The 17,544-nt window shown below is 66.2% G+C and carries 20 protein-coding genes; 16 read left to right on the top strand and 4 right to left on the bottom strand.

Features of this window, described 5'->3' with window-relative positions; all coding sequences use genetic code 11:
* Positions 1-5: 5 nt before the first annotated feature.
* From gap to fba, 6 genes are all read left to right on the top strand, one after another.
* Complete coding sequence (gene gap, locus BMZ21_RS21160) at positions 6-1,016, top strand: type I glyceraldehyde-3-phosphate dehydrogenase (protein ID WP_091838943.1); 1,011 nt, start codon at positions 6-8, stop codon at positions 1,014-1,016.
* 71 nt (positions 1,017-1,087) lie between these two features.
* Positions 1,088-1,552, top strand: a complete 465-nt coding sequence (locus BMZ21_RS21165; RefSeq protein ID WP_091838948.1) for a hypothetical protein — start codon at positions 1,088-1,090, stop codon at positions 1,550-1,552.
* Complete coding sequence (locus tag BMZ21_RS21170; protein ID WP_091838953.1) at positions 1,549-2,118, top strand: putative glycolipid-binding domain-containing protein; 570 nt, start codon at positions 1,549-1,551, stop codon at positions 2,116-2,118. Before BMZ21_RS21165 ends, BMZ21_RS21170 begins: the two co-directional genes overlap by 4 nt.
* A gap of 13 nt (positions 2,119-2,131) precedes the next feature.
* Complete coding sequence (locus BMZ21_RS21175) at positions 2,132-3,325, top strand: phosphoglycerate kinase (RefSeq protein WP_091838956.1); 1,194 nt, start codon at positions 2,132-2,134, stop codon at positions 3,323-3,325.
* Between the two features lie 58 nt (positions 3,326-3,383).
* Positions 3,384-3,656, top strand: a complete 273-nt coding sequence (locus tag BMZ21_RS29985; RefSeq protein ID WP_143079752.1) for a hypothetical protein — start codon at positions 3,384-3,386, stop codon at positions 3,654-3,656.
* A 91-nt stretch (positions 3,657-3,747) separates the two neighbouring features.
* Positions 3,748-4,830, top strand: coding sequence for a class II fructose-bisphosphate aldolase (gene fba / locus BMZ21_RS21180; protein ID WP_091838959.1), 1,083 nt, complete (start codon positions 3,748-3,750; stop codon positions 4,828-4,830).
* A 230-nt stretch (positions 4,831-5,060) separates the two neighbouring features.
* On the opposite strand, the gene BMZ21_RS21185 is transcribed toward fba, so the two are convergent.
* Together BMZ21_RS21185 and BMZ21_RS21190 are read right to left on the bottom strand one after the other, a co-directional pair.
* On the bottom strand, positions 5,061-7,064 hold the full coding sequence (locus BMZ21_RS21185; RefSeq protein ID WP_091838964.1) for a PhoX family protein: 2,004 nt from the start codon (positions 7,062-7,064) through the stop codon (positions 5,061-5,063).
* Positions 7,065-7,143: 79 nt separating this feature from the next.
* A complete protein-coding gene (locus tag BMZ21_RS21190) occupies positions 7,144-8,496 on the bottom strand; it encodes a globin-coupled sensor protein (RefSeq protein ID WP_091838967.1) in 1,353 nt (450 codons plus the stop codon).
* A gap of 176 nt (positions 8,497-8,672) precedes the next feature.
* On the opposite strand from BMZ21_RS21190, the gene BMZ21_RS21195 reads away from it, so the two are divergent.
* Positions 8,673-9,419, top strand: a complete 747-nt coding sequence (locus BMZ21_RS21195) for a YebC/PmpR family DNA-binding transcriptional regulator (protein ID WP_091838972.1) — start codon at positions 8,673-8,675, stop codon at positions 9,417-9,419.
* Positions 9,420-9,423: 4 nt separating this feature from the next.
* On the opposite strand, the gene BMZ21_RS21200 is transcribed toward BMZ21_RS21195, so the two are convergent.
* Positions 9,424-10,203, bottom strand: a complete 780-nt coding sequence (locus tag BMZ21_RS21200) for a sulfite exporter TauE/SafE family protein (protein ID WP_091838976.1) — start codon at positions 10,201-10,203, stop codon at positions 9,424-9,426.
* 305 nt (positions 10,204-10,508) lie between these two features.
* On the opposite strand from BMZ21_RS21200, the gene BMZ21_RS21205 reads away from it, so the two are divergent.
* Positions 10,509-10,997, top strand: a complete 489-nt coding sequence (locus tag BMZ21_RS21205) for a hypothetical protein (RefSeq protein WP_425285460.1) — start codon at positions 10,509-10,511, stop codon at positions 10,995-10,997.
* A gap of 235 nt (positions 10,998-11,232) precedes the next feature.
* A complete protein-coding gene (ruvC, locus tag BMZ21_RS21210) occupies positions 11,233-11,751 on the top strand; it encodes a crossover junction endodeoxyribonuclease RuvC (protein WP_091838980.1) in 519 nt (172 codons plus the stop codon).
* Here the strand turns inward: ruvC and BMZ21_RS21215 are convergent.
* Positions 11,733-12,944 carry an NAD(P)/FAD-dependent oxidoreductase gene (locus tag BMZ21_RS21215; RefSeq protein ID WP_091838983.1) on the bottom strand — a complete coding sequence of 404 codons (1,212 nt, stop codon included), beginning with the start codon at positions 12,942-12,944 and terminating at the stop codon, positions 11,733-11,735. The genes ruvC and BMZ21_RS21215 overlap by 19 nt on opposite strands.
* A gap of 92 nt (positions 12,945-13,036) precedes the next feature.
* On the opposite strand from BMZ21_RS21215, the gene ruvA reads away from it, so the two are divergent.
* The 7 genes from ruvA to BMZ21_RS21250 all read left to right on the top strand — a co-directional run bounded on the left by ruvA (position 13,037) and on the right by BMZ21_RS21250 (position 17,484).
* The gene (gene ruvA / locus BMZ21_RS21220) at positions 13,037-13,654 is read left to right on the top strand and encodes a Holliday junction branch migration protein RuvA (protein WP_091839432.1); all 618 of its coding nucleotides are present in this window, start codon (positions 13,037-13,039) and stop codon (positions 13,652-13,654) included.
* Complete coding sequence (locus BMZ21_RS21225; protein ID WP_091838986.1) at positions 13,651-14,139, top strand: GNAT family N-acetyltransferase; 489 nt, start codon at positions 13,651-13,653, stop codon at positions 14,137-14,139. Before ruvA ends, BMZ21_RS21225 begins: the two co-directional genes overlap by 4 nt.
* Positions 14,136-14,648 carry a hypothetical protein gene (locus BMZ21_RS21230; protein ID WP_091838990.1) on the top strand — a complete coding sequence of 171 codons (513 nt, stop codon included), beginning with the start codon at positions 14,136-14,138 and terminating at the stop codon, positions 14,646-14,648. Before BMZ21_RS21225 ends, BMZ21_RS21230 begins: the two co-directional genes overlap by 4 nt.
* Positions 14,645-15,691, top strand: coding sequence for a Holliday junction branch migration DNA helicase RuvB (gene ruvB, locus BMZ21_RS21235; protein WP_091838994.1), 1,047 nt, complete (start codon positions 14,645-14,647; stop codon positions 15,689-15,691). Before BMZ21_RS21230 ends, ruvB begins: the two co-directional genes overlap by 4 nt.
* A 96-nt stretch (positions 15,692-15,787) precedes the next feature.
* Positions 15,788-16,291, top strand: coding sequence for a DUF3828 domain-containing protein (locus BMZ21_RS21240; protein WP_167561699.1), 504 nt, complete (start codon positions 15,788-15,790; stop codon positions 16,289-16,291).
* Positions 16,292-16,371: 80 nt separating this feature from the next.
* Positions 16,372-16,779, top strand: coding sequence for a tol-pal system-associated acyl-CoA thioesterase (ybgC, locus tag BMZ21_RS21245; protein WP_091839000.1), 408 nt, complete (start codon positions 16,372-16,374; stop codon positions 16,777-16,779).
* A 57-nt stretch (positions 16,780-16,836) separates the two neighbouring features.
* Positions 16,837-17,484, top strand: coding sequence for a TetR/AcrR family transcriptional regulator (locus BMZ21_RS21250; RefSeq protein ID WP_091839004.1), 648 nt, complete (start codon positions 16,837-16,839; stop codon positions 17,482-17,484).
* The last annotated feature ends 60 nt before the right edge of the window (positions 17,485-17,544 follow it).

Genomic DNA, 17,544 nt, shown 5'->3' on the forward strand with positions numbered 1-17,544 from the left:
TTGAGATGACGGTCAAGGTGGCGATCAACGGCTTCGGCCGTATCGGGCGCAACGTGCTGCGCGCGATCATCGAGTCGAAGCGCAAGGACATCGAGGTCGTGGCGATCAACGATCTCGGCCCGGTCGAGACCAACGCCCATCTCTTTCGCTTCGATTCCGTGCACGGCCGCTTCCCCGGCACGGTTACCGTCTCCGGCGACACGATCGATGTCGGCCGCGGCCCGATCAAGGTCACCGCGATCCGCGATCCCAAGGACCTGCCGCACAAGGCGCTTGGCGTCGACATCGCGCTGGAATGCACCGGCATCTTCACGACCCGCGACAAGGCGGCGGCCCATCTCGCCGCCGGCGCCAAGCGCGTCCTGGTCTCGGCCCCCTGCGACGGCGCCGACCTGACAGTGGTCTACGGCGTCAACAACGAGGCCCTGACCAAGGACCACATCGTCGTCTCGAACGCCTCCTGCACGACCAACTGCCTCGCGCCGGTGGTCAAGGTGCTGCATGACGCCGTCGGCATCGACAAGGGCTTCATGACCACGATCCATGCCTATACCGGCGACCAGCCGACGCTGGACACGATGCACAAGGACCTCTATCGCGGCCGCGCCGCCGCGATGTCGATGATCCCGACCTCGACCGGCGCCGCCAAGGCGATCGGCCTCGTCATCCCCGAGCTCAAGGGCCGGCTCGACGGCACCTCGATCCGCGTGCCGACCCCGAACGTCTCGGTCGTCGACTTCAAGTTCATCTCGAAGCGCAAGACCACGGTCGAGAAGATCAACGACGCCATCATCAAGGCGAGCAAGCGCGGCGCGCTGAAGGGCATCCTCGCCGTCACCGACCAGCCCAACGTCTCGATCGACTTCAACCACGACCCGGCCTCGTCGACCTTCGCGCTCGACCAGACCAAGGTCATGGACGAGAAGTTCGTCCGCGTCCTGTCTTGGTACGACAACGAGTGGGGCTTCTCGAACCGCATGAGCGACACCGCCGTCGCCATGGCGAAGCTGATCTGACGCACACTCCCTTCGCAGCCGCGCCGGACAGGCGCGGCTGCGCCTAAAACTGCCGAGGAACGGACCGCGCAATGAATAAGATCGAGCCGACCGTCGCCACGTCGACCACGTCCCCTGAGACCGTCATCGTGCCGCCGGCCCCGAGCATGGCCGAGATCGCCGCAGCGCGCGCCACCGACGCGAAGCCGGCCGAGCCGCTCGCGCCGAGCGATCCGCGCAAGCTCGACCAGCTCTCGCGCATCGAGGACAAGACGGCCCGGATCGAAGAGAAGTTCGCGCGCTACGAGGCGGTGCTGACCCGCGCCGAGGCCTCGCTGGAGCGCAGCGCCCAGAAGGTCGATCTCGCCGCCGGCACCATGGACTTCGCCGGCCTGCGCGAGGAGCTCTCGGCCCTGCGCCAGCGCGTCAATTCGACCCCGCGCTTCGGCGCCCTGCTGCTCACCGGCATCGTCACCGCGGTTCTGACCGTCGTCCTGACGGTGATCGTATTGAAGAGCGGCGTTCCCGGCGTGCTGCCGCCGATCCTGCCGCGATGAGCTTCCGCCCGCCCGCCGATCTTGCGGACGGGCGCAGTGTCCGCTGGCGGGCATTGGAAGGCGACGGGCTCGAACATCTGACGGTGCGCGCGCAGGCGAACGGTCTTCGCGCCGAGGCCACTGTGGTCGGCGAGCGCGATGGGAGCCGCTTCGGCGCGAGCTATCGCATCGATTGCGACGCCGATTTCACGGTCCGCTCCTTCGAGGTCGCGACGACCGATGGCCGTGGTCTCGCCATGACCCGGCGAGACGGCGCGTGGCATGACGGCGAGCGCGGCCTTCTGCCGGCTTTCGACGGCTGCGTCGACATCGATCTCTCCGCCACGCCCTTCACCAACACGCTGCCGATCCGTCGTCTCGCCTGGGAAATTGGCCACCAGCGGCGCATCGCCATGCTGTTCGTGCCGTTCGACAGCTTCGAGCCCTTCGTCACCGAGCAGGTCTATACCTGCCTTGCGCCAAGGCTCTTCCGGTTCGAGACGGCCGATGGCAGTTTCACCGCCGAGCTTCCGGTCGACGAGGACGGCCTCGTCATGGATTATCCCTGTCTGTTCCAACGTTTGTAAGAGAGCGCCCTTCATGCCTGCTTTCCGCACCCTCGACGACGCCGATCTCGCCGGCAAGCGCGTTCTCGTCCGTGTCGATCTCAACGTGCCGATGGAGGAGGGCAGGGTCACCGATACGACCCGTATCGACCGGATCCTGCCGACGATCCGCGAGATCGCGCAGAAGGGCGGCAAGGTCATCCTGCTGGCGCATTTCGGCCGGCCCAAGGGCCGCGACGAGAAGAACAGCCTGCGGCAGGTGGTGCCGGCGTTGGCGCATGCACTCGGCCAGCCGGTGATCTTCGTTGGCGACTGCATCGGCACGGAGGCGCAGAAGGCGATCGCCGCCGCCAAGAACGGCGAGATCCTGCTTCTGGAGAACACCCGTTTCCACGCCGGCGACGAGAAGAACGATCCCGAATTCGTCAAGGCGCTCGCCGCCAATGGCGATCTCTATGTCAACGACGCCTTCTCGGCCGCCCACCGCGCCCATGCCTCGACCGAAGGGCTGGCGCATCTGCTGCCGGCCTATGCCGGGCGCACCATGCAGGCCGAACTGGAAGCGCTTTCGGCCGGTCTCGACAACCCGGCTCGGCCGGTGATGGCGATCGTCGGCGGCGCCAAGGTCTCGACCAAGCTCGAACTGCTCGGCAATCTCGTGCAGAAGGTCGACGTGCTTGTCATCGGCGGCGGCATGGCCAACACCTTCCTCGCCGCGCGCGGCGTCAACGTCGGCAAGTCGCTCTGCGAGCATGATCTCGCCGACATCGCCCGCGAGATCGAGGCGAAAGCCAAGGCGGCAGGCTGCGAGATCATCCTGCCGGTCGATGCGCTGGTGGCGCGCGAGTTCAAGGCCCATCCCGGCCATCGCGTCGTCTCGATCAATGAGGTCGGACCGGACGAGATGATCCTCGATGCCGGCCCGCTCAGCGTCGCCGAGGTCGTGCTCAAGCTCGACAGCGTGAAGACCGTGGTCTGGAACGGGCCGTTCGGCGCCTTCGAGCTGCCGCCTTTCGACACGGCGACGGTCGCCGTGGCCAAGGCCGTGGCGGAGCGCGTGCGCGAGGGCAAGCTCGTCGCGGTCGCCGGCGGCGGCGATACGGTCGCGGCGATGAACCATGCCGAGGTCGCCGGGGACCTGACCTATGTCTCGACCGCCGGCGGCGCCTTCCTCGAATGGATGGAAGGCAAGGCTCTGCCGGGTGTCGAGGCGCTGCGCAAGGGTTGATCGTCGGCGCAGCTTGCGGTTGCGGGGTAGAATGTTTATGCTATGTTCTCGCTGTAGCATGATGGTTTCACTGGAGCCACGATGCGATGAGCGAGAATGTGCAGACTGCGATGTTCGAGGTCCTGAAGAAGATTCAGGCGCAGCTGTCCGAGCAGACAAACGCTTCGACGCCGTCGACAAGCGCTTTGATGAGCTCGGGGATCTCGTCCGCAAGCAGCGCCGCGACACGGCCGGCCTCCTCGTCATGGCCAAGGCCGTGACGGGCGACTTCGCCGAGCAGGTCGCCGCGATCGAGGAGCGCGTCAGGGTCCTCGAAGCCCGCGGGTGCTGATCGCGTTCACGTTTTCAGCGCTTTGGCTTTGCGTCCGCCACAGTTCGATTCTAAACCCTCCGGATAAGCTGAGCCCAACCGGAGGATCATCGTGGCCCGCATCACGCTTCGCCAATTGCTCGACCATGCCGCCGAGAACGACTACGGCGTTCCGGCCTTCAACATCAACAACATGGAGCAGGCGCTCGCGATCATGGCCGCGGCGGACGCGACCGATGCGCCGGTGATCATCCAGGCCTCGCGCGGCGCGCGCTCCTACGCCAACGACATCATGCTCAAGCACATGATGGACGCGGTCACCGAAATCTATCCGCACATCCCGGTCTGCGTGCATCTCGACCACGGCAACGAGCCGGCGACCTGCATGACTGCGATCCAGGCCGGCTTCACCTCGGTGATGATGGACGGCTCGCTCAAGGCGGACGGCAAGACCCCCGGCGACTGGGACTACAATGTCGGCGTGACCAAGACGGTCACCGACATGGCCCATCTCGGCGGCATTTCGGTCGAGGGCGAGCTCGGCGTGCTCGGCTCGCTCGAGAGCGGCGAGGGCGAGAAGGAGGACGGCCACGGCTTCGAGGGCAAGCTCAGCCACGACCAGCTCCTGACCAATCCGGACGAGGCGGTGAAGTTCGTCGCCGAGACCAAGGTCGATGCGCTCGCCATCGCCATGGGCACCTCGCACGGCGCCTACAAGTTCACCCGCAAGCCCGACGGTGCGATCCTGGCGATGCATGTCATCGAGGAGATCCATAAGAAGCTGCCGAACATGCATCTCGTCATGCACGGCTCCTCCTCGGTGCCGCAGGACCTGCAGGACGTCATCAACCAGTATGGCGGCAAGATGCCCCAGACCTGGGGCGTGCCGGTCGAGGAGATCCAGCGCGGCATCAAGCACGGCGTGCGCAAGATCAACATCGACACCGACAACCGGATGGCGATGACCGGCCAGATCCGCAAGATCCTGTCCGAGCACCCCGGGGAGTTCGACCCGCGCAAGTATCTGAAGCCGGCGATGGAGGCGATGACCGCGCTCTGCAAGAAGCGGCTGGAAGAGTTCAACACCGCCGGCCAGGCCTCGAAGATCAAGCGCGTGATCACGCTGGCCGACATGGCCAAGCGCTACGCCAAGGGCGAGCTCGACCCGACCTTCGGCGCCAGGAAGGCGGCGTGAAGCTCCACTAGCCTCTATCGACGAACAAGGAGCGCGGGGAACCCCTCTCCCGGATGGGAGAGGGATAGGGGTGAGGGACCGCCGTCGGACGTTATGGTGGCGAGCTAACCGCGGCTCGGTTTTCGTTTCGCTGGTTCGACTGCAGGCCCTCATCCGGCCCTACCGGGCCACCTTCTCCCATTCGGGAGAAGGAAAGCGCGTCGCTCGCCCAGTCTTCCGGACAGCGAAACCTACACGCCGATCTTGCCGCCGCCACGCTTGGTGATCGCCACCACCGAAGGACGCGTCGGCATGTCCGGCTTGAAGTCGGGCCAGCGGGTCGAGAGGTCCTCGTAATAGGAGCGGCGGCCGAAGGCCGGCCAGTCCGGGCCGTCGTCGCCGGGATGCTGGACGGCCACGAAGGCAGTCGTGTCGTCCGGCGTGAAGCAGGGGCCGCAAAGCTCGGCGCCATGAGGCACGCGGTAGAACAGCTTGGAAGTCCGGCGTGCCTCGCCTTCGGTGTCGACCGCCCAGAGACCATCGGTGCGGCCTGTCTCCTGCGGGCCGTTGCCGTCGGTCGAGACCCAGAGCCGGCCGGCGGAATCGACCACGGCATTGTCCGGCATGCCGAACCAGCCATTCTTGCTGGTTTCGGTCGAGAAGCTGGCGCCGACCGCGGCGACCGACGGATCGCCGCATTTCAGCAGCACTTCCCATTTGCCCTTGGTCGCGGTGAAGTCGCCGCCGTCCTCGATGATCTCGATGATGTGGCCGAAGGCGTTCTTGGCGCGCGGATTGGCGGCGTCGACCTGGTCTTCCTTGCGGTTGGTGTTGTTGGTCAGCATCACATAGACGCGGCCGTTGACGCCGTTAGGCGTGATGTCCTCCGGCCGATCCATCTTGGTCGCGCCGAGCAGGTCGCCGGCGCGGCGAGCCTCGATCAGCACATCCGCCTGGCTGGCGAAGCCGTTGGCTGCGGTGAGCGGGCCCTGCCCGAAAACCAGCGGCAGCCATTCGACCGTGCCGTCGGCGGCAAACTTCGCGACAGAGAGCGTGCCGGTGTCGAGCAGGTCCATGTTGGCGGCGCGATTGTTCGGATCGAAGCGGCCGGCCGTGACGAATTTGTAGACGTAGTCGAAGCGCTCGTCGTCGCCGAGATAGACGACGACGCGGCCGTCCTTGGCGACGATGCTGTCGGCGCCTTCATGCTTGAAGCGGCCGAGCGCGGTGCGCTTCTTCGGCACCGAGTTCGGATCGAACGGGTCGACCTCGATCACCCAGCCGAAGCGGTTGGCCTCGTTCGGCTCCTTGGCAAGATCGAAGCGCTCCTCGAACCGGCCCCAGGCATAGGGTGCCGACGGAATCGCGAGGCGCTTGTAGTTGGCTTCCTCGCGGTGGCCGTCAGGCAGCTTGCCGGAGAAGTAGCCGTGGAAGTTCTCTTCGCCGGAGACGAAGGTGCCCCAGGGCGTCATTGCGCCGGAGCAGTTGTTCAGCGTGCCGAAGACCTTGCGGCCGCTGGCATCGGCATTGGTCTTGACGCGGTCGCTGCCGGCGACGGGGCCGGAAAGCTGCATCTCGGTGGCGGCGGTGATGCGGCGATTGTACTTCGAGTCCTTCACCAGCGCCCATTTCCCGTCGGTCCGGCGGATCTCGGCGACGGTGGCACCATGCGCCATGGCTTCGACCGCGAAACGCTCCGGCGTGGCGTTCTTCATCACCGGCTTGCCGTCCTTGATCTCGACGACGCCCGGGAACATCAGATGCGGGTTGGTGTATTCGTGATTGACGAAGAGCACGCCATGGGCCGACGGGTCGGCCGCGCCTGGCACGGGCAGGTAGCCGACGAAGTCGTTGTTGTAGCCGAACTGCTTCGCCTGGGACTCGGGCGTCTGCCTGGTCGGATCGAAAGCCGGCGCCTCGGGGAAGAGCGGGTCGCCCCAGCGCAGCAGCACGTCGGCCTGATAGCCTTCCGCGACATGGTGGTCGGCGTCGACCCCGGCCTCGACCTCCTTGAAGCTGAAAGCGGAGCCCTTCGCCTGGGCCTTGGCCTCCTCGGCGGTCGCCAGAGCAGTGGCGCCGACCGTCGCCGAGATGGCGGAGACGGCGAGGGCGCCCTTGAGCAGGCCGCGGCGCGAGAACCGCTGGCCGATCAGTTCGCCCATGGTCGGATTGGCGGATTGGTTCTGCGGGGGCGCATCGTCATGCTCGAGCATGCTGGCGCCGAAGGTGGATTCGTATTGGGTCTCGTCAGTCATGACCGGCCCCTTCCTGTCGTCCAAGTTAGAATGGCTTGAAATTAGGAGCCATGCTTGACAGGTGGGTGACGGATACGCCTCAGGCGACGCGGTTCTGCCTGCTCAGATTCTCGAAGGCCTCGGTCAGGGTCCCGGCCCGCTGGGCCAGCGTCTGGGCGAGGCCGAGCATCTCGCCGACGCCGGCTCCGGCGGCCTGGGCGGAGTCGTTGACACTGGCAATCGCCTGCGCGACCTCCTGCGTGCCCTGTGAGGCGTAGCTGATGCTGCGGGCGATCTCCTGGGTCGCCGCCCGCTGCTCATCGACCGAGCTCGCGATCGTCAGTGTCGTCTGGTCCATGTCGCCGACGAAGCCGACGATGCTCTCGATCGCCTCGACGGCCTCCTGCGTCGCGGCCTGCATGGCCGGCACCTGGGCCGCGATCTCGTCGGTCGCCCTGGCGGTGCGCGCGGACAGCTGCTTCACCTCCTGGGCGACGACCGCAAAGCCGCGCCCAGCCTCGCCGGCGCGGGCCGCCTCGATTGTCGCATTGAGTGCCAGCAGATTGGTCTGGGCGGCGATGTCGCGGATCAGGTCGACGATCGAGCCGATCGTCTGCGCCGATTGCGCCAGGCCCTTGACGATCGCTTCCGTTCGCAATGCCGCATTGCTGGCATGGTGAGCCTTGGTCGTGGCGCTGGCGACCTCCCCCGAAATCGCACTCAAGGAGATGGAGAGCTGCTCGGTGGCGCTGGCGACGCTGCCGACATTGTCCGAGGCCTCGTCCGAAGCTCGCGCGGCGGCGACGGCCTGCACGCCAGTCTCCTTGACGAGCCCGTTCATCGTATGGGCCATATCCTCGACGATGCGGGCGCTGCCGGTCACCGCGCCGACGACCTCCCGGATCGTGACTTCGAAGGCCGAGATCTCGCGCCGGGTGCGCTCGCGGCTCTCCTGCTGGACATGGCTGTACGTTTCGAGCAGCAGTTCGAGATCGAGCTGCACGGCCTTGTTCAGGGCGGCGCGCAGGGCGATGCGCCGGTTGTATTCCTTGGCGTGCCAGACATGGCTGAGCTTGGCGAGCCCATCGCGCAGCAGGCCGAGCTCGGCGCCGATCGCATTGCCGACGATCGCATGGCAGATCGCGACGGCATGGGCGGGAACGCCATTATCGTAGAAGGCGCTGGCGAGTGCGCGTGCCGACTGCAGAAAACCGTCTTCGAACTCGCCCGAGACCAGCCTGATCCAGTGCGCGAGCCGCAGCTCATGCACGTCCGGCCGCTGCATGGCGCTCAGGATCTCGGGCCAGGCCTCGAAATGGGGGTGCAGCTCCGGCAACAGGGTCGGCAGGCGCCGACGGGCGAATTCCGCCTGCTGCCGCAACTGGCCGATATCGGTGGCGTCGATCCGGAAAGTCCGCAGGCGCGCGTTATGCTCGACGATGGCGTTGGTCATGCCCGCTGCGTTCTAGTCCGCTGATTGGCCAAACCGCACATTGCGGACAGTTCGCCAACAAACGCTTAAGCATCGCGCGCAGAGCAGATAGGCTGGAAAGCCTGCGGCTGCGCTTGCCTCGCGCCGAGCCGGCTGAGTATAAGCCGGCCGACGCATGACAGCGGAGATCAGGGCGTATGGCCGGCCATTCACAGTTCAAGAACATCATGCACCGCAAGGGCAAGCAGGATGCTGTGCGCTCCAAGCTGTTCTCGAAGCTGGCCCGTGAAATCACCGTCGCCGCCAAATTGGGCATGCCCGACCCGAACATGAATCCGCGCCTGCGCATGGCAGTGCTGGCGGCGCGGGCCGAGAACATGCCCAAGGACAATATCGAGCGCGCCATCAAGAAGGCGCTCGGCGGCGAGGGCGACAACTATGACGAGGTTCGCTACGAGGGCTATGGACCCGGTGGCACTGCCGTGATCGTCGAAGCGCTGACCGACAATCGCAACCGCACGGCCTCGGCGGTGCGCTCCTACTTCACCAAGTCCGGCGGAGCGATGGGCGAGAGCAATTCGGTCTCCTTCATGTTCAACCGTGTCGGCGAGATCAGCTATGCGCCGGAGGTGGGCGACGCCGACAAGGTGATGGAAGCCGCGATCGAGGCCGGCGCCGACGATGTGATCTCCGATGAGAACGGCCACACCATCCTGTGCGCCTTCGACGCCCTGAACGAGGTCTCCAAGGCCCTCGAAGCTTCGCTCGGCGCGCCGGCTTCGGCCAAGCCGGTCTGGCGGCCGACCACGACGGCGCCGCTCGACGAAGAGAAGGCGGCGTCGATGATGAAGCTGATGGAAGCGCTCGACAATGACGACGACGTCCAGAACGTCTTCGCCAATTTCGAGATCGCCGACGAGGTGATGGCCAAGCTCGGCGGCTGAGTGCTCAGCGCCCGATCAGCCCGTCCCAGAGCGGCAGGCTGACGAGCGCGCTCAGGAAGATCGTCAGATAGGCGATGCGGCGGAAGGCCTGCTCGGAGGCCATGCCGAAGGCATGCGTGCCGAGCCAGAGCCCGGCGCCATAGACAGTGAAGAGCGGCAGCGCCATCAGCGCCGAGGCCAGCGTGATGATGCCCTTCAGCGCGAGGATCGTGCCGCTGACCACGGTGCTCAGGCCGAAATAGGTCTGCAGGTTGGCACGGGTCTTGTGCCGGTCGTTGCGCTGGGCGCCGAGCCAGAATACGGCGAGCGGCATGCCGCCGATGCTGGCGAGCCCGTTGCAGAGACCCGAGGCCGCTCCGACGCCGAGCGAGAGCGGGATGCCGGGCTTGCCGTGATAGCGCCAGCCGGACGCCATCAGCGCGACGGCGGCAAGCACGAGCAGCGCCAGCAGCCAGCGCATCGTCTCGCGATCAAGCCAGGTGAGGAGGGCGATGCCGAGCGGCAAGGTCAGCGTCGCCGCGACCAGCAGCGGGACGACCTCGCCCCATTCGGCGCGCTTGGCCGAGCGTGCCGCCAATGGCAGGGCGAAGGGCAGATCGATCACCCAGATCAGCCCGAGCGCCGCGACCGGGCCGAGCACGAGCGAGGCGAGCGGCATGAACACCATGGCGAAGCCGAAGCCGGTAAAGCCGCGCACCAGCCCACCGAGAAAAGTCGCGACGACCAGGATGGCGATGCCCTCTAGCGTGACACCTGGAAAGAGCAGAGCAAGGAGATCGGTCATTATGCCGCCGGAGAAGGATTTTCTTTCCTTCACGCAAGCTGTGAAACGATCAACCCCCGTTGCAGTGATGGCAGCGATGAGTCTCGTTCATCGATGCCTGGACTGCGCGCCGTCTTTGACTCTGTTCCGCGGCTGGGCGGTTCCTGCAGGAGGCGGATGGTCGGCGCGGCCGAGGCCATACCTTACGAAACTTTCATGGAAACCATCATCTTGCGTTCATCTTGGCGGTCCTAGCGTCCTCCTGCCGCGTGACCTACCGGAATGTCCCGCCAGGCCGACGCAGCGCCCACCCGGCCCCATAGGGGATGACGCTCATGACACGCACCAGATTCGCGCTTGCCGCCGGCCTTCTCGCGCTCGGCGGCGGTTTCATGTTGCAGACATCGTCGCCGGCGCTCGCGCTGTCGATGAAGGAGTGCAGCACCAAATACAACGCCGCCAAGACCGGCAACACGCTCGGCGGCCAGTCCTGGAACGATTTCCGCAAGGCGCAATGCGGCGATGCCGCTACTCCCGCTGCGGCGACAACTGCCGCCACCGCCGCTCCTGCGACGGCAGCCCCGACCAAGCCTGTCGCCAGTGCTCCGGCCAAGCCCGTCGCGGCCGGCAATGTCGTGTTCCCGAGCAAGGTCGATCCCAAGTACTCGACTCTCTCGGCCGGCAAGCAGCGCTTCAAGACCTGCAACGACCAGTACGACGCCAACAAGGCCAATGGCGGGAACGGCGAATTGAAATGGATCCAGAAGGGCGGCGGCTATTACAGCCAGTGCAATGCCCGGCTGAAGGGCGCCTGAGCGAAACGTCCTGAGTTCGCTTCACAACGAAGGGGCCGGAGCGGTTGCCTCGGCCCCTTTGCGTTCAAAGATGAGGTCCGCTGCGACTCGATCGCGTTGAGAGCCGGATGATTTCAAATGAAATCGCCTCGCGGTTCCATCTGAAACCTGAATCCATCTCTCATCAAAGAGTTAGAGCAGGATTCCTGCGAAATACCGGTTCCCACTTTTTCGCATCCTGCTCTAGCGTTCGCGCATGTCCGATCCGATTCGCATTCTCGGCCTCGATCCCGGTCTCAGGAAGACCGGCTGGGGCCTCATCGTCAGCGAGGGCACCAAGCTCTCCTTCATCGCCTGCGGCGTGGTCGAAAGCGACGAGAAGCAGCCGCTCGCCGATCGTCTCAGGCAATTGCACGAGGGCATTGCCAGCGTGATCGCGCGGCACCAGCCGCAGGAAGTCGCCGTCGAGGAGACTTTCGTCAACCGTGACCCGCAATCGGCGCTGAAGCTCGGACAGGCGCGCGGCATCGCGCTGGTCGTGCCGGCGCTGGCCGGCCTCGATGTGGCGGAGTACGCCGCCAATCTGGTGAAGAAGACGGTGGTCGGTGTCGGCCATGCCGACAAGAAACAGGTGCAAGCGATGATCCGCGTGCTGCTGCCCAGAGCAGAGACACGCAGCGCCGACGCGGCGGACGCGCTCGCCGTCGCGATCTGCCATGCGCAGCACCGCGGCGCGCGGGCGCTGCTGGCGCAGTATCAGCTGCGGAAGGCGTAGAGCTCGGCGTCGGGGTCGCCCTTGCCGGTGAGGCCGGCGCGGACGATCTCGGCGCCGACGCGGCTATAGGTGATGCCGTTGCCGCCAAAGCCCATCACCGTCCAGCAGTTCTTGAGACCCGGCATCGGACCGATGGTCGGCAGCCCGGTGGTCGAGGCGCCGAATGTGCCGGTCCAGCTGTAATCCACCTCGGTCGATACCTCAGGCAGGAGCTTGCCGAGCTTGCGCTGCAGGGCTTTGACCTTCCGTCCGAGCAGTGCATCGCGCCTGTCCTCGTCGACGAAATCCTCGTCCTCGCCGCCGCAGATGACGCGGCCGTCCCGGGTCGTGCGCAGATAGAGATAGGGGTCGGACGCCTCCCAGATGAAGCAGCATCGCGGCCAGAGGTTGCCTTTCTGCGGCACGGTGGCGAGCGCCCAGGTCGAGAGCACGCGGTGCCCTTTCGGTATCTCGCCGAAAGGCAGTTCGTAGCCGGTCGCGAAGACGAGGTACCGACAGCGGATGCGGTGGCCGTCCTTGGTGCGCAGGCTGACCGAGCGCGGGCCGGCGTCGAGATCGACGATCTCGACAGGCCAGGCGATGCGGGCACCGCGGGCGACCGCGGCGCGGAGGAACCCGGTGGCGAGCACGACCGGATCGGCTTCCAGATTGTCGTAGCCCAGCAAGGCCGCATCGCGATCGATTCCGAAGTCCTCCTTGAGCGCGGCGGCATCGAGCAGGGCCGTTTCCAGCCCGGCGCGGCGGCGCGCCTCATACTCGCGACCGAGCCCTTCGGCATCCAGCACATCGCCGGCCAGGTAGAGCGAGTCGCGACGGATGACGGGCGCGATCGACAGCGCCCTGACCCGCGCCCCGAGCCCGTCGACGGCGAGGCGCGAGCGGCGCCAGGCGCGGATGGCGGCTTCATCGCCGATCTGGCGCGTCAATTTGATCAGGGGCTGGTCGATCTCGTATTGCAGCAGGGCGGTGCTCGCAGGTGTCGAGCCGCGCACGGGGCCGCGGCGATCGACGACGAGGACGCTGAAGCCCGCTTCGCTCAGCATGTCGGCTTGCATCGCGCCGGAGATGCCTGCGCCGATGATCACGACGTCGCTCTCCGTGTCAGCCGTGATGCCTTGCTTGGGAAAGCGCGGTGGCCGTTCGCCCTGCCAGACCGAGCGGCCGGTCCGCAGGTTGCGGTGTTTCGTCAGCATGCGGAAGAATCCCCCAAATCGCCGGTGGAGAACGCATGAACGCCGCGAATGATCCGGTCTGGCGGCAGCTTGCCGTCATGCTAACAGGGAGCATGATCGGAAAGCTCAAGGGCCTCATCGATTCGTACGGCGAGGACCACGTCATCGTCGACGTGCAGGGCGTCGGCTATGTCGTGCAGTGCTCCTCGCGCACGCTGCAGCGCTTGCCCAAGATCGGCGAGGCGGCGGCGCTCTCGATCGAAACCCATGTCCGCGAGGACGCGATCCGGCTCTACGGCTTCATGTCGGATAACGAGCGCGACTGGTTCCGGCTGATGCAGATGGTGCAGGGCGTCGGCGCCAAGGTAGCGCTCGCCATCCTCTCGACGCTCGAGCCCGTCGCGCTCGCGACCGCGATCGCAACCAATGACAAGGCGGCGGTGGCGCGCGCGCCCGGCGTCGGTCCCAAGCTCGCCCAGCGCATTTGCGCCGAGCTGAAGGACAAGGCGCCGGCCTTCGGCCATGTCGACCCGGCATTGGCGCAGCTCTCGGGTGCGCTCGAGGACAAGCGGTTGCCGCAGCCGGTGGCGGACGCCGTCTCGGCGCTGACCAATCTCGGCTATCCGCAGGCGCAGGCTGTTGCGGCGGTCGCAGCCGCGTCGCGTGACGCGGGCGAGGGGGCCGGCACGGCGCAACTGATCCGGCTCGGCCTCAAGGAGCTGGCGAAATGAAGAAGGGACCGGCGGTGATCTTCCGCGAGATTGCCGACAAGTCGACCTTCCTCGCGCTGATGATGCGGCATTGGGGCTCGCATCGCATGATGATCGGCTCGAAGCTGTATGATTGCGCCGAGCTGCCCCTGATCGGCATGTTCACGGCCGAGGGCGAGCTGCTGGCGGTGGCGAGCTGGGCCCGAGACGGCGACATCGCGGTGCTCTGCGCGCTGCACTCCCTCAAGGAAGGGGAGGGTGCGGCCTCGCGCATGCTGGAGGCGGTGAAGGCTGCGGCCAAGGCGGCCGGTGCGCGCAAGCTCAGGGCGATGCTCACCAATGACAATATGCCGGCCCTGGTATTCTACCAGAAGCATGGCTTTCGCTTCTCCGGCCTCTATATCGAGGCGATCGACGCCTATCGCGCGATGGTTCCGACGATCATCAAGACCGGCTACCAGGACATCCCGGTGCATGATGCGCTGGAGCTGGAGATCGAGTTGTGACGGCAGGCTCGGCGAGCAGGCTAGGATCGGTCGAGAGCGTCATCCTTCATGCGATCTGTTTCCTGGCGCTCGGCCCGTTGATCGCATTTGTGCTCCATATAGCGCTTTCGGCGCTCGCCAGCCTGCCAACTGCTGGCTGGGCGCAGACTGTCAGCGCTGGACTGGACGGTCTCAACCTATCTGGCTCGATCTACGCGTTGCTCGCATTGCTCGCGCTTGTGATTGTCGGGCCGGCCGTGTTTGTCACCGGGGCCGTCGTCTCGCTGGTTTCACATCATCTCGTCCACGAGCGCTGGATCACGCTATCCGGTTTCTGTATTGGGGCGGGAGTGGCAATGGCCTTCATACCGATTATCGATCAGTCCGAATCCCGGCTGCCGCTGCCATGGGGTGGTCCGACGGCAATTATTGCGAGCGGCGGCGCTGGCCTTCTGATGACTCGGTTCACGCGTTTTTTGAGACGCTGGCGAGATCAACCGCCTGAGGCTAGCGGCAGCGGAACGCCATGAGCACAGCAAGACCGGGATTGATGACGCCAGAGCGGCGCGACGACGACAGCGAGGCCTCGCTGCGGCCGCTGTCGCTCGCGGATTTCACCGGGCAGGCGGCGGCGCGCGCGAACCTCCAGGTTTTCATCAATGCCGCCAAGAGCCGGGGCGATGCGCTCGATCACGTCCTGTTCGTCGGCCCGCCCGGCCTCGGCAAGACGACGCTGGCTCAGATCGTGGCGCGCGAGCTCGGCGTCAGCTTCCGTTCGACCTCTGGCCCGGTGATCGCCAAGGCCGGCGACCTTGCGGCGCAGCTGACCAATCTCGAAGAGCGCGACGTGCTCTTCATCGACGAGATCCACCGGCTCAACCCGGCGGTGGAGGAGATCCTCTATCCGGCAATGGAGGATTACCAGCTCGACCTGATCATCGGCGAGGGGCCGGCGGCGCGTTCGGTCAAGATCGATCTGCCGAAGTTCACTTTGGTCGGCGCCACCACCCGAGCTGGTCTGCTGACGACGCCGCTGCGCGACCGCTTCGGCATTCCGATCCGCCTGCAATTCTACACGGTCGAGGAATTGCAGGGCATCGTCGCGCGCGGCGCCAGGGTGCTCGGCGTGCCGATGTCGGATGACGGCGCCAATGAGATCGCCAAGCGCTCGCGCGGGACGCCGCGCATCGCCGGCCGGCTGCTGCGGCGCGTGCGCGACTTCGCCATCGTCGATGGCGACGCGATCGTCACCCGCAAGGTCGCCGACAAGGCGCTCGGCCTGCTCGATGTCGATGCGATCGGCCTCGACCAGATGGACCGGCGCTACCTGACGACCGTCGCGATCAATTTCGGCGGCGGCCCGGTCGGAATCGAGACCATCGCCGCCTCGCTCTCCGAGCCGCGCGACGCGATCGAGGAGATCATCGAGCCCTTCCTGCTGCAGCAGGGCTTCATTCAACGCACGCCGCGCGGCCGCCTGTTGACGCCGCACGCCTTTAGGCATCTCGGCATGCCCGAGCCGAACCGGGAGGGCGCACAGTTCGGCCTGTTCGGGGATGATGACGAGGGCTGAGGCCGCGCGATAGCGTTGTCCCGCATTTGGATGATGCGGCCTCCTGCGCATCGTGCTGTCGTCGGGTTCGAACAGGCGAGGCTGGGAGAAACGATAATGCGATCTGCGCTGATGCTGGCCGGCCTGATGCTGGTTTCCATGGCTGGCCATGCCGCCGAGCCCACGCCCGACGCCACCGTGCGCAAGGCCTATGCGGTCACGCAGAAGACCCTGGATGGCGGCGGCGAGCCGCCCTGGCGCCCGCCGCATCGTGACGCGCTGATGAGCAAGAGCCTGGCGGCGCTGTTCGCCCGCGACGATCGCTATCAGGACGAGAGCGGCGATATCGGCCATATTGGTGCCGATCCGTTCATTCAGGGCCAGGACGGCGAGGTAAAGAACCTCAAGGTCACGGTCACGCAGGCTCCGGCTGCGGGCAAGGCGCTGGTGACGGCGAGCTTCCGCAGCTTCGGCAAGGCGATGTCCGTGCCGTTCCGCATGGTCGAGGAGGGCGGTGGCTGGCGCATCGACGATATCGGCGTCGGCAAGAATTCTGTCCGCCGGGATCTGTCGCAGCCCTATGATTGCGGTTCGTTCATGGGCAAGCCCTGCAAGCGCTGAGCGACGCGAGAAGGCCATGAGGTTGTCCGGGGTGCGCGTGGCGGTCTAGAACGCCCGCGTTATCTCCCAGAAAGACCGTTATGGCCGCCGCTCACAGCATCTCCGTCCGCGTCTACTATGAAGACACCGACTTCTCCGGTGTCGTCTACCACGCCTCCTATCTGCGCTTCATGGAGCGCGGCCGGACCGAACTGATCCGCGATCTCGGCATCGAGCAGCGCGAGCTCTTCGACGGCGATGCGGCGCTGGGCTTTGCGGTCAGGCGCATGCTGATCGATTTCGTCAGGCCGGCGGTGATGGACGATCTCCTGACGATCGAGACCAAGCCGATCCTGGCGCGCGGCGCGACCATGGAACTCGACCAGCGCATATTGCGCGGCGAGGAGGTTCTGGTGACGGCGCAGGTCAAGGTCGCCTGCGTCGGCGGCGGCAAGGCGCGGCGTATCCCGGACGTGCTGCGGCATCGCCTGGGTCTCGAAATCCTCTGATCGCTCCTGCCGCCGCTGGCATCGACGCTGGCGGATCGCCATGTTAGGGCCCGTAACATGAGCTGGAAACGCAACGAGCCCGAGCAGCCGCGGGGTTACCACCACGGCAATCTCAAGGAGGCGCTGGTCCGCGCCGCCCTCGGCCTGATCGGCGAGAAGGGGCCGAACGGCTTCACCTTCGCCGAGGCCGCACGCATGGCCGGCGTCAGCCCGGCGGCGCCCTATCGCCACTATCGCGATCGCGACGAATTGCTGGCCGACGTCGCGGTCCATGGCTTCGCAGCCTTCGAGGCGGCGCTCGCCAAGGCCTGGGACAGTGGCAAGCCCGATCCGGAGACGGCCTTCCACCGGCTTGGCCGGGCCTATCTCGCCTTCGCCCATGACCAGCCCGCGTTCTATTCGGCTATGTTCGAGGCCGGGGTGCCGCTCGATGCCAGTCCGGAACTGCGCGCCGCCGCCGACCGTTCCTTCCAGCAATTGCGCCAGGCGGCGGAGACGCTGATCGCGGCGCTGCCGCAGGGCAAGCGCCCGCCGGCGCTGATGATGGCGCTGCATATCTGGGCGATGTCGCACGGCGTCGCCGCCCTGTTCGGCCGCGCCGATGCGGGTCGGCGGCCGTTGCCGATGTCGGCCTCCGATCTGCTCGAAGCCGGAATGCTGATCTATCTCAAGGGCCTCGGCCTGCCGCCCGAGCAGGCGGGCTGACGGTCAGGCTCAGGTCTTCAGTTCATCGTCATCCCGGGCGTAGCGAAGCGGAGACCCGGG

It is taken from the genome of Allobosea lupini, assembly GCF_900109525.1.
GTDB classification, from domain to species: domain Bacteria; phylum Pseudomonadota; class Alphaproteobacteria; order Rhizobiales; family Beijerinckiaceae; genus Allobosea; species Allobosea lupini.